This window comes from Pseudothermotoga elfii DSM 9442 = NBRC 107921 (assembly GCF_000504085.1).
Classification (GTDB): domain Bacteria; phylum Thermotogota; class Thermotogae; order Thermotogales; family DSM-5069; genus Pseudothermotoga_B; species Pseudothermotoga_B elfii.
Window position 1 is genome coordinate 236,651 of sequence record NC_022792.1, and the last position, 15,528, is coordinate 252,178.

General features: G+C 39.2%; 13 protein-coding genes. 2 read left to right on the top strand and 11 right to left on the bottom strand.

Annotated features, from left to right (window positions below):
* Positions 1-8: 8 nt before the first annotated feature.
* From TEL01S_RS01115 to TEL01S_RS01160, 10 genes are all read right to left on the bottom strand, one after another.
* Complete coding sequence (locus TEL01S_RS01115) at positions 9-1,415, bottom strand: PEGA domain-containing protein (protein ID WP_028843517.1); 1,407 nt, start codon at positions 1,413-1,415, stop codon at positions 9-11.
* Entirely contained in the window at positions 1,400-1,825 is a 426-nt protein-coding gene (locus tag TEL01S_RS01120) for a MarR family winged helix-turn-helix transcriptional regulator (protein ID WP_028843516.1), read from the bottom strand. Before TEL01S_RS01120 ends, TEL01S_RS01115 begins: the two co-directional genes overlap by 16 nt.
* Positions 1,822-2,460, bottom strand: a complete 639-nt coding sequence (gene rsmI, locus TEL01S_RS01125; protein WP_049753385.1) for a 16S rRNA (cytidine(1402)-2'-O)-methyltransferase — start codon at positions 2,458-2,460, stop codon at positions 1,822-1,824. The genes TEL01S_RS01120 and rsmI overlap by 4 nt, the downstream gene beginning before the upstream one ends.
* A 26-nt stretch (positions 2,461-2,486) precedes the next feature.
* The gene (locus tag TEL01S_RS01130; RefSeq protein WP_012002287.1) at positions 2,487-3,224 is read right to left on the bottom strand and encodes a lipoate--protein ligase family protein; all 738 of its coding nucleotides are present in this window, start codon (positions 3,222-3,224) and stop codon (positions 2,487-2,489) included.
* A gap of 9 nt (positions 3,225-3,233) precedes the next feature.
* Complete coding sequence (gene rsmG, locus TEL01S_RS01135; RefSeq protein WP_028843515.1) at positions 3,234-3,911, bottom strand: 16S rRNA (guanine(527)-N(7))-methyltransferase RsmG; 678 nt, start codon at positions 3,909-3,911, stop codon at positions 3,234-3,236.
* Positions 3,908-4,669: a metallophosphoesterase family protein gene (locus tag TEL01S_RS01140; protein ID WP_012002289.1), complete on the bottom strand. Its 762-nt coding sequence runs from the start codon at positions 4,667-4,669 to the stop codon at positions 3,908-3,910. Before TEL01S_RS01140 ends, rsmG begins: the two co-directional genes overlap by 4 nt.
* Positions 4,670-4,706: 37 nt before the next feature.
* Entirely contained in the window at positions 4,707-8,846 is a 4,140-nt protein-coding gene (locus TEL01S_RS01145) for a PolC-type DNA polymerase III (RefSeq protein ID WP_028843514.1), read from the bottom strand.
* A complete protein-coding gene (gene ruvC / locus TEL01S_RS01150; RefSeq protein ID WP_012002291.1) occupies positions 8,846-9,334 on the bottom strand; it encodes a crossover junction endodeoxyribonuclease RuvC in 489 nt (162 codons plus the stop codon). Before ruvC ends, TEL01S_RS01145 begins: the two co-directional genes overlap by 1 nt.
* Before the next feature lie 110 nt (positions 9,335-9,444).
* Complete coding sequence (gene lepA / locus TEL01S_RS01155) at positions 9,445-11,256, bottom strand: translation elongation factor 4 (RefSeq protein WP_012002292.1); 1,812 nt, start codon at positions 11,254-11,256, stop codon at positions 9,445-9,447.
* The gene (locus TEL01S_RS01160) at positions 11,253-12,242 is read right to left on the bottom strand and encodes a P1 family peptidase (RefSeq protein ID WP_028843513.1); all 990 of its coding nucleotides are present in this window, start codon (positions 12,240-12,242) and stop codon (positions 11,253-11,255) included. The genes lepA and TEL01S_RS01160 overlap by 4 nt, the downstream gene beginning before the upstream one ends.
* A gap of 52 nt (positions 12,243-12,294) precedes the next feature.
* On the opposite strand from TEL01S_RS01160, the gene TEL01S_RS01165 reads away from it, so the two are divergent.
* Together TEL01S_RS01165 and TEL01S_RS01170 are read left to right on the top strand one after the other, a co-directional pair.
* Positions 12,295-12,726 (top strand): methylated-DNA--[protein]-cysteine S-methyltransferase, encoded by a 432-nt coding sequence (locus TEL01S_RS01165; protein ID WP_012002294.1) that lies wholly within the window; start codon positions 12,295-12,297, stop codon positions 12,724-12,726.
* A complete protein-coding gene (locus TEL01S_RS01170) occupies positions 12,723-14,642 on the top strand; it encodes a transglycosylase domain-containing protein (protein WP_028843512.1) in 1,920 nt (639 codons plus the stop codon). Before TEL01S_RS01165 ends, TEL01S_RS01170 begins: the two co-directional genes overlap by 4 nt.
* On the opposite strand, the gene ftsY is transcribed toward TEL01S_RS01170, so the two are convergent.
* Positions 14,643-15,527, bottom strand: a complete 885-nt coding sequence (gene ftsY, locus TEL01S_RS01175) for a signal recognition particle-docking protein FtsY (RefSeq protein WP_028843511.1) — start codon at positions 15,525-15,527, stop codon at positions 14,643-14,645. It lies immediately after the preceding gene.
* Between the last annotated feature and the right edge of the window lies 1 nt (position 15,528).

A 15,528-nucleotide genomic window follows, 5' to 3' on the forward strand; every position in this document is an offset into this window, starting at 1 on the left:
ACCTCCGTTCATCGAAAGCCGAGCAACTGTCCAGCAGGCACTTCTATTTTTTCCTCTTTCTCTCCAGTTTTAATTGAATATACACCGGGTTCTAATGAATAGAATAACACAGGACTGAGGCCAATGAACTTTGAATCAATATAACAAGGAACTACCAGCTCACTAAAAATATTCAGATAAGTCCTGCTATCCAGGCTGATTATGTCCAGTGAACCAGATTTAAATTCCTTTGTTTGCTGCTTTGGCGGATCTGAATTAATTTCAATTGTGTGAAATCCAGCAGGCAAATAAGTTATCGCTGGAGGAATGTAAGTAACCCCTTCGACAGCAATGCTGTATTTACCCAGTAAAATGAGAGTTGCGTAGTCGAAATTTATTTTAAGCGATTGGTTTTTAGTGAGATCGACAATCCCGGCCCACTTTTTCTCTCCGAGTTGTGCTTCAACCCAGTGGATATCCCCCGAGAGTTTGAGCTTTACAGAACCCCTCGAAACTGATTTGCCATCGACAAAAATAACGGCATCTGCAGGGGCATCTATGGTGAGTTCTTTGATATCTGGCTCGAGTATTACGTGAAGATTATTTTCTCCCTGATCGGGTTGAAAGACGATCTGTTGAGTTTTGTACCCATCTGCGCTGACAGTGATTAATTTTTGAGATAAATCCGTATAGAATTCTGCTGGCTGGTTTTTCTGATCTTCGTTGATTTTTACCAAAGCGTGTTGTGGTACAGCTGTTATTCTCAACCGGGCAGATGGGGTCAACGAAAAATTAAAAGTTTGCTCTTGTTCGTTTTCTACGAAAATTTCTGCTTGAAGGTCGAAGAAATTCTCAGCTTTCAGAACTAACATGTGATTGCCTTTTTCGATATTCAATTCAACAGGGGTTTTCCCTGCAAATTTACCATCTATCCACACGTGAGATGGTGGTTTTGAAAGTATTTTGACATCAGGAATCTTTTTTAATTCATAAAACAATTCTTTTTTTTCCAGTGAGTCTATCTCGATTTTCTCTGTGAGCCTGCAGAAACCATCTTTCTCTATTTGCAAGATATACCTTCCGGGTATAATTTCTGTTTCCTTCGGGGTTGTTCCTATAAATTTACCATTCAGAAATATATCAGCTCCAATTGGTTTTGAATCTATTTTTAATACGGTGACAGGTGTGAGTATTATGTGATATGTGCCGGGCTGGTCACTTATAAAAATCTGTTTTGAAAGATAACCTGGTTTTGAAAAAGTAATTGTTGCTGGCAGTGATATTTCAAATGATGCCATACCTGATCTATCTGTCTCTGCAATTATAATATTCCCCTGTCTTATTTCAACATTTCCAGGGTTAGTAACCACATTCACAGTAAATGCGCATGATAATACGGCCAGTAAAAGATAGCAAATTGCTATGAACTTCTGCACTTTTCTATCGCCTCTTTGAATTTTTGCAATAATTGCAAAAGCTGGTTAGAATCTTCTTTACCAAGCTCTTGCAAGACTTTTCCAACAAATTCGACTCTTTTTTCTATCACGCTTTCAACAACTTTTTTTCCTTCGGCTGTTGCTGAGATCATGAAAACACGTTTATCTTTTCCGCGGGTTCTTGAAAGATACCCCACATTCTCAAGCCTTCGAACTATACCGCTGAGAGTGCTTTTGGCTATGCCCAGCATAGTACTCAGTTCAGTCATCTTCATAGGTCCTCTGAAATAGAGCCTTTGAAGCAAATCAAATTGAGCAGCAGTAATTGGATAATCTTTCAAAACCAGTCGCCCTTCGACCTTTACCATAAAACAAATGTCCCTGAGAACTTTTTCGATTTCCTTTTTCAATTTTCTCCCCCCTTTTTCAGATACAAAACCACCGTTAATTCTCCTTTCGTCTGTTTGAAAGATTCTACAGCATCACTGATCTTTCCTCGAAACAACTGTTGAAAAACCTTTGTCATTTCCCTTCCAATGAAGATATCGCAATTTCCGAAAATATCCATAGCATCACTGAGGGTTTCACTTATTCTTGTAGCAGATTCAAAGAATACGAAGAGCATCTTCTTGCCTTTGATGTCTCGAAAAAGTTTTCTCCTCTTCTTGCCACGTGGCAGAAAGCCTGTGAAAAAAACTCTGGATGAATCAAAACCACACAGTGCCAGTGCACTTGTCAATGCACTCGGTCCTGGTGTAACATCCAGTTCTATACCACTTCTCCAGCAGGCATCAACAAGAAAACCTCCTGGATCTGCCACGCATGGCATACCGGAATCTGTGACAAGACAAAGTTTTTTCCCTTCTTTCAGAAGATTGAGAATAAAAGGTACACTCTTCAACTGGTTATGAAGGCCATAAGAGATTAATTGCTTTCCATCAATGTTGAAAAACTTCAAAAGTTTTTTTGTTCTTCTTGTATCTTCTGCGATTACCACATCGCATTCTCTGAGTGCCCGCAATGCCCTTATAGTTATGTCCATCATGTTTCCAATTGGAGTACCAACAATTGTCAGCTTACCTTCCAAACATAGTCACCCTTTCTCTCGAAGGCCTTTTCGAATAATTCACTGTTCAACGGGAATGGCCTGCAGTATCCAAAAATTTTTTCAAATTCTATCTGTAACGCTTCAGATAATTCGAAAATGGATATTCCATGAAAGTCGAAAAGCCCAGCCATTTTTCCTTCCAGTTGTTCTTCATCAAGATTCAGACACCTTGCATATTCAACTACATGCTTTTTAAGAACAATTGATCCATGTTGAAGGATACTTTTATTTGTCCTCATTTGCGCACTTCCAACTACTTTTTTCCCGTTAATGCATAGTTCATAAGATGAGGGAGCATCAAAACATGCCTGGCTGTTATTTTTGATTTTTCTTGCTGGCTGAATTTCTGCGTTATAACCAATCGATTTAAGGGCTTTTGATATACATTGGCTAATCTTAAGATAGGTTTCGAGTACTCCTGATTTGGCATAAATATGGTTTGCAGGAAGAATAACAGCATAAGTTAGTTCATCCCAGTGCAATACAGCCCTGCCACCAGTTGGTCTTAACACGCAGTTTATCTGGTTTTTTTTCATATAGTCAATGTTCAGATTGATTCTTTTTTGATGTCTTCCAAGTGAAAGTGTTGGTTCTGACCAGGTGTAAATTCTCAAGATGGGTTCTTCAGGGATTTCTGCAAGTATTGCATCCAGAGCCATATTCAGTTCTCCCGATAAATTCCATGTTTTTAAAACAAGCATTGTATCGCCTCACAAAGGATTTTTGAGTATTTTTTTTGTCTCTCTTGGATAATTATCAGGCGTTCTGCCCACTTTTTGAAATTGAAGTAAAACCCTTTTTTCTCCCGTTTTGAGAGTATAACTTACAATTTCGATCGTTTCGACATTCAGTGTCTTCATAGCATTATGCGCCGCATCGTACTCTTGCTTCCAGTTTGGCCCTTTGTAAAAAAACAGACGTCCACCCACTTTACAAAAAGGAGCGCACAGCTCTAATAAAATTCTGAGCTCCGAAACGGCTCGTGCTGTTACGATGTCAAAAGATTCTTTTTTATCCACAGGTAATTTTTCTGCTCTTGAGCAAAGCAGATTTACATTGCCGATATTGAGCATATTCAAAATTTTTTCAAGCCACATGACTTTCTTCCTGACAGATTCTACCAAAGTTGCGTTGATCGGAAAGAGAATAGCGAGGATTAATCCGGGGATTCCACCGCCAGTGCCTACGTCCAGTAATTTTCCGGTCAGCATTTTTACAGGAAAAACGATATCCACAATATGTTTGTGTATCGCATATTCCTTGTCTCTTAAAGATGTAAGATTAATAGGGGCACTGATGAGCAAGTCAATGTAAGAATCAAGTTTCTCGGTTTTGCTGTCATCGATTTTAATTCCATACTCTCTGAAAATTTCAGCAACTTTGTTCATGGCAGTATGAAACTGGTTTCGCTCAATGGTTTACCCATATCATAGCTTTTTCCAAGTGTGAGTACAACCGATAACTCAGCTGGTAATTTTTTCATAGCTATCTTTTCGCAGGTTTTTTTCACATCGTAACTCACTCTTATGAATTCATAAGATAGCACGCCTTCATGAATATAGATTAGCAGGTAGCATGCTTTCGGGTTACCGTCTTTTGGCCTCCCTACGCTACCGGCGTTCAATATCAATTTTCCTTTGAAAAACTTTGCCATAGGAAGATGAGTATGACCGCTAATTATTACGTCTGCTTCGACATTTTCAATGATTTTTCTCAATCTTTCAGGCTCTGTGTCTGGAGTGACATATTCAAGAAGTTCGTCCAGGGGGCTTCCATGAACAAGTAAAAATTTTACACCGTCAAATTCTAACTCCATTCTGTGCTTGAGAGATTTGAGATAATTTTTTATTTCTTGTGAAGTGTTCTCTATGGTCCAGTTTAAAGATATATCTCCCACTTCTGTTTCTCTACCGGGTTTGTAGGAACAGCCACAACTTGACTTTGAGTATCCCACTGCATCATCGTAGTTTCCAGCTATAGATGGGATCTTCATAATTCGTCTGGTAACTTCTTCTGGATCAGGACCATAGCCAACTATATCGCCCAGACAATATATTTGATCTACATCTCTGCTCTCAATATCTCTCATGACTGAATCAAACGCTTCTAAATTGGCGTGAACATCTGAAATAAAAGCGAGAATCATACTATTACTACCTCCTGTATCTATTTTACACAAACGTTTAGAACAAACTTATCTGCTCTTTTTCAGGAAGGCCTTCGAGTTCGACCAGTTTCTTGAAGCTTTCGATATGAGATTTATTCATTTTGGTCCTTCGAACGATATCTTCAAGAGAGGTGAATGGTTTTTCTCTTCTTGCGGCAATGATAGATTCAGCAACATTATCTCCAAGGTTTGGAAGTTTGTTGAAAGGTATTCTGAGTTTGTTTTCTTCTATTAAGAATAATCGAGCATGAGATTTATTTACGTTAACAGGTAAGAACGAAAACCCTCTCAAAAACATTTCAAGCATAACTTCCAGAGTGGTTTCTTTTGCCCTTTCTCGCACATCTTTGTCGTTTATCCCGGATAGTTCTTCGAGTTTCTTTTTGACTATCTCAGGTCCATGCATAGCTGCTTCCAAATCAAATTCGTCACCCTTCAAGGTGAAATAAGCTGCATAAAAAGCGAGCGGATGATGAACTTTAAAATACGCTATTCTGAATGCCATACTTACATAAGCCGTTGCATGTGCTTTTGGAAAAAGATATTTAATCCTCTTACAGGACTCTATATACCATTCAGGGATCTTCAATTTTTTTAGTTCTTCTTCATCTTCCCGGGAAAGTCCTTTGCCTTTTCTAACGTTTTCCATTATTTTGAAAGCTTTTGAAGCATTCATGCCTTTTTTGATCAGATAGTTCATTATATCGTCGCGGCAGGCTATGACATCGGAAAGCGTTGCGTGTTTTTGTCTGATCCATTCCTGAGCATTGTTTAACCAGACATCTGTTCCGTGGGAAAGGCCAGAGATTCTCACGAGTTCTGCAAAACTTTTTGGCCGGGTTTCTGAAAGCATTCCGCGAACAAATTGGGTACCAAATTCTGGTATACCCAGTGTTCCAACATCTGTGCCCAGTTCTTCTGGTTTGATGCCCAAAGGTTCAACACTCGAGAAGAGTTTCAAAGTTTTTTCGTCATCCATCGGTATCTTCATCGGATCAATATTTGTCATGTCTTTGAGAATTTTTATGAATGTGGGATCATCATGTCCAAGTGCGTCTATTTTCACCAAATCGTCGTGTATTGATTCGTAATCAAAATGGGTTGTCAGGACCATTGCTTCCTTAGTGTTTGCAGGATGCTGTATAGGGGTAAAGTCGTATACCTCGTATTCTTTTGGAATAATCATCAATCCTCCCGGGTGCTGACCAGTTGTTCTTTTTACCCCGGTTATTGCGTTTGCAAGTCTTTCCGCCTCCGATTTTCTCACTTTTCTTCCACTTTTTTCTTCATAAGCTCGGACAAAACCAAAAGCTGTCCTCGAGGCTATGGTATTTATGGTTCCAGCACGGTAAACATGTTGTTTACCGAATAAGGTTTCGATAAATCTATGTGCCTCGTCCTGATAATCTCCCGAGAAGTTCAAATCAATATCAGGTACTTTATCGCCTTCGAAACCCATGAAGGTTTCAAAAGGTATATCCTGGCCGTTTCTGTTCAATGGTTCACCACAGCTTGGGCAAATTTTTACTGGCAAATCATAACCAGAACCATATTCGTTGCTTTCTATAAATTCAACATAACGGCATTTGGAACAGAAATAATGTGGTGGAAGCGGATTAACTTCGGTGATACCCATTAGATATGCAATAAATGAAGAGCCAACAGATCCCCTTGAGCCGACGACATAGCCATCATTCAAAGATTTATCAACCATTTTTTTGGCTATCAAGTACAGTACTGCATATCCATGGTTTATGATTGCATCAAGTTCTCTGTTTAGCCTTCTCTCGACAAGCTCAGGCAATGGAGTTCCATAGAGTTGCTCAGCTCTTTGCATGGCTATCGTCCGGACCTGATCTTCGGCACCTTCTATTCTGGGGGTATGTAATTTTTTCTCAAGCGGTACTATTTTCTCGACACTTTCAGCTATTTGATTGGGAAATTCCACAACTACTTTGTATGCCTTGTTAGTATCTTCAAATATCTCCAGAGCTGCTTTGAGCATTTCGTCAGTTGTTCTCAGATATGCTGCCGGCTGCTCTGATATATTTTCTTGCTGTGGAGCCTGAAGGACTTTCCGAATCTTTTCGTCTTCTGGATCGAGAAAATGAACATCACCTGTCATTACAACAGGAACATTAATCTTTCGTGCGATTTCATAAAGTTTAATATAAAGTTCTTTCAAACGTTCTCTGGTTAGACCAAGGTCATTTGTTACAGGAAGAAGGTCAAGCGGCATGACTTCAACAAAATCGTAAAATGCCATCTTTTCTTCTATTTCACTTTCGTTTGCCCCGGTCAGCATCTCCTGAATTAATTCACCACCAACGCAGGCACTTCCTATTAGTAGTCCTGCACGAAGGGCTTGCAATTCGCTCTTTGGTATTCGTGGAACACTGTAGAAATATTTAACATGTGCATTGGAGATTAGCTTGTACAGATTTTTTAAGCCTTCTTTGGTCTGAACAATTATGGTTGTGTGAAATGGTTTCGATTGTCTCAATGTGGATTCTTTTTGAAGAGATTCTATCTCTTTAAATGTGGTTATTTTCCTTTCTTTTAAGAGTTTTAGCAACTCAAGAAATATTTTTGCTGTCACCTTTGCGTCTTCCGAAGCTCTGTGGTGTGAGAATGATCCTAATTTGAAATGACTTGCCAGCTTTTCCAGATTGTAGCTTGAAAGCCTGACCAGTTTTTTTGCTAGAGCCAGTGTGTCTATTACTGCCGGCTCCCAATTCAACTTTAAACTTTTTTCTATCCAGTATCTGAGAAATCGATAATCAAAATTGGCGTTATGTGCTACTAAGGTTGTGTCTTTGCAGAATTCCATGAACTTTGGAAGAACTTCTTCAATAGATGGCTGGTTAGCAAGCATTTGATCGGTTATTTTTGTAAATTGGACTGTAAATGCATTTAATTTTTCAGAAGGCTTCACAAAACTATGGAATTCATCTGTTATCTGCCCGTTTTCTATGGCAACGGCACCTATTTCGATTATTTCTGAGAACATTGGATGAAGACCTGTTGTCTCTATATCGACAATTACATATCTTTCCTGGTCGATCTCTATATCTTTGTCCATTCCAATAACTACAGGTTCAGAATCGTTAACCACGTAAGCTTCAACGCCAAAAATAGGTTTTATATCTTTTTTTCGGCAGGCTTCATAAAAGTACGGTATTCCCTGTACCACCCCGTGGTCTGTCAACGCAATGCTCTTCCAGCCCCAAGAAGATGCCCTGTTTACATACTCATCGATATCAAGCACACTATCTAAGTCACTGAATTTGCTGTGTGCATGGAGCTCTACTCTCTTTTTTTCTGCAAGATCATTCCTGTTATTTGGCTCTATTTTTTTAAAGTTTTTAACATGCAGTGTGGGTTCACCAGATTCGTCGTATTTTAAAAGGCCTTCGAAAACCGCCCAATCTCCCTTCTGAAGAGAAGAGAGAATGTCATTAATAATGCTGTTAAAAGCAAGGCAGGTAAGAGAATCTTTTTTATCAGTTATATGGACTAAGAGAAATCTTTTTCTTCCATCCCTCAGGTCCATTTTGTATATTTCTCCTGCTACTTTTACGTCATCAGAATTACTGGGCAGATTAGAGGGAGTAAGATAATCACTTTTTTGATATCTTTTTCTATTCCTGGATTTCTTTTTCTGATCTTGAACCTCTTCAACGATCAGATCATGTTTTTCAACTATTGCCTGGGATTCAACAACCTGAACATGAATTTCCAAATCTTTTCCGAGTTGTTTGCTTATTAAATCCTTTACCTGGTTCATTTTGCTTTTTATTCTGTCTCGACCAAATTCACCAGATACCTTAAGCACAACCTTTTCTCCTTCAACAGCGGCAGATTGAACATATGGAAAACTCCCGTTGAGTTCCCTTCTCAGTGCATCTACATCTATGGATATTTCTTTAAACGCTTCCACAGGGTAAAAACTGACAGGAACCTCAAAAAAGCTTTCCAGTAATTTTCTTAGCTCGTTCGTATTTTTTACACATCTGTCTGTTTTTATCAAAAGTTCATTTGACACGCTGTCAAAAAAAACACTCTCTATTTTGCAATCTTCTTTAAAATCTATGCCGAGTTTACTTAGAAAATCTTTAAGGTTTATCTGCACATGTTCAACCGAGACAGCTTTCATTAAGAAAACCTCCGTGTAATATTTCTAACTGCACAGTGACACCATGCAATTGCCAGTCCATCGGCTGCGTCATCTGGTTTTGGTAACTCTTTTAAATTCAGCAGGATTTTAATCATCTGCTGAACATCTTTCTTAGATGCTTTTCCACTACCAGTAACCGCTTTTTTGATTTCGTGAGGTGTATACTCAAACACTGGTATGTTCCTTTGCGCAGCTAAAAGTAAAACTATTCCCCTTGCTTCTCCAACAGATATAGCTGTGGTTATGTTTCTTGAAAAGAACAATTTTTCCATTGCAATTTCCGATGGCTTGAAATTGTCAATCACATTGCTAAGTTCCTCGTACAAAACTTTCAATCTCAATGCTATATTCTGCTGCTTTTCAGTTTGTATAGTTCCATGGCTAACATGTTGAAAAGAATTTCCACTGACTGAAAGAACCCCATAGCCCAAAATACCAAACCCAGGATCTACACCAAAAATTATCAACTTCTACACCTCAAATCTCTTTGGCAGGCAAAAAACATTATAGACTAATCAAAAAGTTAATGTGGTTACCTGTGGTTTAAGAGTTGAACAAAAAATTCCAAAGTTGTTCGTCAATGTTTTTCTTCATCGATTCTTAGAACGGCTAAGAACGCTTCTTGAGGGATACTTACTTGCCCTATTTCTCTTAATTTTTTCTTTCCTTCTTTTTGTTTCTCGAGTAATTTCATTTTTCGTGTCACATCTCCGCCATAGCATTTCGCAAGCACATCTTTTCTGAGTGCTTTTATGTCTGCTCGCGCAATTATCCTTCCGTAAGCTTTAGCCTGAATAGGAATTTCGAATTGATGACGTGGAATAAGCTCTGAAAGTTTGTCGACCAGTTTTTTTGCGACAATGTATGCCTTGCTTTTGTGAACTATAGTAGATAGGGCATCTACAGGTTCTTTGTTTATAAGTATAGATATCTTCACAACATCTGATTCTTCATATCCTAAAAATTCGTAGTCCATTGAAGCATATCCGTGACTTATAGCTTTCAGCCTGTCGAAGAAATCCGTTATTATCTCCGCAAGTGGAACCTTAAAATACATTATCACCCTGTTTTTACCGGCATTTTCAGTGTGAAGGAGATTGGCCCTTCTTTCGTTCTGGAGGTTTGTAAAAATGTCTCCAACGTAATCGGAAGGTGTTATGATGGAGAGCTTTACAAAAGGTTCATAGATTTTCTGTATCTCATCTTCATCGGGAAATTTTGCTGGATCATTCACAAACATTTCGTTGCCATTGCTCAGCAAGATTTTGTATTCAACATTTGGTGCGGTCAGAATAACGGCAATTTCGTATTCGCGTTCAAGTCTTTCGCGCACTATATCCATATGTAAGAGTCCGAGAAATCCGCAGCGGAACCCAAATCCAAGTGCTGGTGAGTGCGTCGGTTCGAAAAACAGTGCCCAGTCGTTGAGTTTAAGTTTTTCAAGAGACTTCTTTAATTCCTCATAATACTCCGGTAATCCTGAAAACATACTTGCGTAAACCATCGGTTTGATTTCTTTATATCCTGGCAGAGGACTATCTGATGGAAAAGCAGCGTTTGTTATGGTATCACCGACTTTAGCATGCCCAACTTCTTTTATACCGGCTATTATATAACCGACCTCTCCAGGACCAAGTTCTTCAGTCGGTTTCATAAGAGGTGTGAATATACCTGTTTCTATCACCTCATATTTATCCCCAGTTGACATTACAAGTATTTCATCACCTTTTTTGACAGACCCATCGAAGATTCTTACATACACTATTACCCCTCTGTATTTATCGTATTTTGCGTCAAAAATCAGAGCTTTGAGAGGTTTTTTAACATCTCCTTTTGGAGGTTTGACTTTTTCTATTATAGCGTTGAGTATATTTTCAACCCCTTGACCTGTTTTTGCGCTGACCTTGAGGATATCGGAAGAATCTATTCCAATCAGATCGATTATTTCATTACAAGTTTCATCTACGTTTGCATTTGGAAGATCTATTTTGTTTACTGCTGCCACAAGATCCAGATCATTTTCTATAGCGAGATATGTGTGCGCAACTGTTTGAGCCTCGACTCCTTGAGAAGCATCAACGAGTAAGATTGCTCCTTCACATGCAGCCATGCTGCGGCTAACCTCATAGGAAAAATCAACATGTCCTGGTGTATCAATAATATTTATCTCGTATTCTTTTTCTTTGTATTGGTACAAAATTTTCACCGGCTGAGCTTTTATCGTTATTCCCCTCTCTCTTTCGATGTCCATTTGATCGAGAAATTGTTCGTGCATTTGCCTTGGATCAACACTTTTTGTCAATTCGAGAATTCTATCGACGAGAGTGGTTTTACCATGGTCAATGTGAGCAATAATGCAGATGTTCCTTATCAAATTTACATCTTTCAACTTTGCAGCCTCCTTATCCAATTTGTGGGCATAGCCTGCGCTTTTCCAAGAAAACCGTCGGTTGTCTCAGCACAAAAAAGTGCATCACAGATTGCCTCATATGTGCATTCTACAACTGCTCGAAATAGCAGGTCAAAAAAATCTATGGATTCTTCTGAGTATCCTTTTTCTGTTGAAAAAGCTATACAAATATCGCCACTTGAATGATATCCCGGTGCACCAAGCATTCCCAATGCCAGAAAAGAGTGCCTCGATAGACGTTTCAACTGTCTTGAGTCAAGTGCTACGTTTGTTGCAACTATAATTATAATTGATCCATTGGTTTGCCTTTTTAAGATTCCTGTTTTAATGTGATCAGCAGCTTTGGTACCGAGAATATGTAAATCATCAAAGGCGCCGAAATTAGCAAGAACAAGCACACCCAAGATACGGTCTTTTTTCAGAATTCGTGATGAACTTCCTATGCCGCCTTTGAATCCAAAACATATCATGCCAGTCCCGGCACCTACTGAACCAAGTTCAAAGTTTTCAGAGGCGGACTCAATAGCTTCTATAACATGTTTTTGATTAACCGAGGGATAAAGTATGTCGTTCAGAAATCCGTCATTGCACTCACCGACAACAGGATTAAGAGTCCTGAATTTAAATCGAGAGCCCATATACTGTACAATTCCCTGAAAAGCGTATCCGACACTTAATGTATTGGTTAAAACAATTGGAGTCTCTATTTGCCCAAGTTCCTCGATCTGGAGAAGACCTATGGATTTGCCAAATCCATTCAAGGTCGAATATGCCGCCGTGACCGGACTTTGAAAAACATCTTCTGATGGGATTATTGCGGTAACACCTGTTCTTACAATTGTTGGTTTGTCGCTAAAAAGCGTAACGTGCCCAACTTTGACTTTTGGGACATCTGTGATAAGATTTTTTGTTGCAGGATTCAGAGTTCCAAAACTCAAGCCAAGCTGGCGAAATCTTTTGCGCAAGATTATCACCTCTAAGCTATTTTAAATTATTTTATCAATGGGGGCAGTTAATATGGATTGCGGTTTTGTTTCAACGAAAATAGGCTTTGTGTCAGTCTATGTAGAGAGAGGCGCGGTAACCAGGATAGAGTTTGCTAAGAAATGCGAAGGAAAAGTGTCAAGCGAGATACTTAAGCAGTTGGAACAGTATTTTGAAGGCAAAAGAAAGACGCTGGATTTTCCGGTGAGATTTTCTGGAACGGAATTTCAAAAAAAAGTCTGGAACGAGTTGAGAAAGATACCTTATGGTAAGACAGTCTCTTATGGAGAACTTGCCAGAAAACTTAACACATCTCCAAGGGCAATTGGTCAGGCACTCAAAGCTAATCCATTACCTGTTTATTTTCCGTGCCATAGGGTAGTAGCTAAAGGCTCGATTGGTGGTTTTAGTGGGGGGTTAGAATGGAAGAAAATGCTGCTTGAGTTAGAGAGGTGCAATTTGTGAGAAAAATTTCGTTTTTTACAGGTTTGTTTGTATCTCTTGGCTTGTTGTGGTTCATATATTTTTCCACTATAAAAAATCTTGATAGCCCGGAATCTCATCTCCCAACTGGATTGATTATTCTTTACAATGATGGCTCTCCGGTGATGCTCTCGCGTTGTTTTTGGAAAGATCTGTCACAGGTCCCGCCATCGATAATTAATGCTCTCTTATCTTCAGAAGATAAAAACTTCACCAGGCATATAGGAATTGATCTTGCAGGTATAGCAAGAGCGACTGTAAGGAATATATCGCAAATGTCCATAAGTGAAGGTGGAAGTACAATTACTCAGCAGCTTGCAAGGACACTTTATCTCTCACCCGAGAGATCCTGGACAAGAAAAATTAAGGAGATGTTCATAGCACTCTGGATAGAAAGAGTGAGAACAAAGGATGAAATATTGCAGATGTATTTAAATTCTGTCTATATGGGTAACGGCTTATATGGATTTGCGAGCGCTTCAAAATATTATTTTGATAAAGATCTTTCCGAGCTCTCACTTGAAGAAGGCGCTATATTAATAGGAACTGTCAGATCGCCGGAAAATTTCAACCCGAAAGATAACCCTGATTTATCAAAAAAGAAAGCTAGGACAGTGCTTAAGGCGATGGTAAATGAAAATTACCTGAGAAATGACCAGTACGAAATGCTCGCTACGAAAATAGATAAAATGGATTTTCCAAAGATCAGTGAGCAGAATTTTGATGAGGAAATTTTTTGGAGAATCGTCAGGGAACTGAACAGCATTGGTTTTGGATTAAGCGAACTCAGACAAGGATACAAAATTTATACAACTCTGGACCCTTTGCTCTCACGCCTGATTAATGATATAGATGAAAAAAACGTATCGCTGGAGGCTATAAATCCATCTACAGGAGCCATCCTTGCTTATAAAGGCGTTGGTGTCACATATCCTGAAGGAAGAAGATTAATAGGTTCTTCTGTAAAACCCTTGTATTACTATCTTGCTCTCCTGGAAGGATGGGGCCCAGAAAGCAAATTGAGTGACCTGCCTATAAAGATTGGCGACTGGACTCCAGAAAATTTCGACAAAAAATACAAAGGAAGCGTAACACTTGCTGATGCCCTTATAGAATCCAGAAATGTGCCATCGGTAAATTTGTTTATGCAACTGGGGAAAGACAAGGTAATCGAGTTTTTAAAAAAAGAGCTGATGCTTAACGGTTATTATCCCAATGATATAACTGTTTCTCTCGGCACGATAGAAAGTGCGCCAGAAGAACTTTTGAAGTGCTATGCCGCTATATTCAATGGTGGTGCCGTGCTTAAGCCATACGTCGTTAAAGCTATAGAAGATCCGTTTGGCAGGATAGTTTACAGAGCTTTACCTCATGTACTTAATGTTGTGAAACCGCGCGAAAATGACCCAATTGTGGCTAGTGGCTTACTTTTAGATATAATGAAGCAGGTTGTGAATATTGGAACAGGTGTTTACGCAAGACAAAAAGTCCCTGTGGCTGGAAAGACGGGTACATCGGACAGAAATGCGTGGTTCATAGGAGGAGATAGTCATATAATCCTATCTGTTGTTGTAGATGGTGAGAATATAACAGGTGGAACCCGTGCAGCTCCATTGTGGGCAAAAATTATGTCCTCCTATCCATACAGAGGAGTTTTTCCGGGATGGAAGACACAGACATCGGATAAAATCAAGAATACCCGCGCCGTGCCGACAATAGATGCTGAGCGTATTATACAGTGGTTAAGCGAAGGGAAGCTTTCAGAAGAAACGCTCATGGAAATGATTAAAACCATGAGCGACGAAATGGTGCTCGATATATTAAGCGCACTGAATCAGTTTTCTCCTGAGCTGGCTCGTGAGTTGTGGGAAAAAATTAAAGACACAAGATCCTGGTGATCAATAAATTAAAGCTTCTACAAACTCTTTTGCGTCGAATGGCTTAAGATCTTCGGCACCTTCCCCTATTCCTATGAATTTGATAGGTAAATTTAATTCTTTTTTGATTGCTAAAGATATACCGCCTTTTGCTGTGCCATCAAGCTTTGTTATAACGATCCCAGTTACATCTACCATTTCCTTGAAAACCTTTGCTTGAACCAATCCGTTTTGCCCAGTGGTAGCATCTATGACCAGCAAAACCTCGTGAGGTGCTCCCGGGACAACTTTACCGATAACTCTGTGAACTTTTTTCAGTTCTTCCATAAGGTTCTTTTTCGTATGCAACCTTCCTGCTGTATCGATTATCACCACATCTTTTTCTCGAGCCTTCGCATGGCTTACAGCATCAAAAGCAACTGCGGCAGAATCAGCTCCTTCGGAATGATAAATAACCGTAGAGCCAGTTCTTTCTCCCCATTCTCTTAATTGTTCTATTGCTGCTGCCCTGAAGGTATCTGCTGCACCCAATACAACTGTTTTCCCAGTTGATTGAAAATACGCAGCGAGTTTTGCTACAGTTGTGGTTTTACCTGTTCCATTAACTCCAACAACTGTTATCACAAAGGGAGGTTGATCTGGTGAATTAAGCTTGCTATCGAAAGAAAGCAGATCAATCATTATTTCTTTTAAAGTTTCGAGTGCATCATTGGTTTTGCTCTGTTTCAATTGCTCTATTATGTATTCTGTTGTTGGATAACCGACATCTGCCATCAGCAATCTTTCTTCAAGCTCTTCGAGAATTTCATCGCTTATTTTGCTACCTTTAAGAATTTGTGAAAGTCCTTCAAACAGCGCTTTTCTTGCTCTGGAAAGTCCTGTTTTAAGTCGTTCGAAAAATCCCATT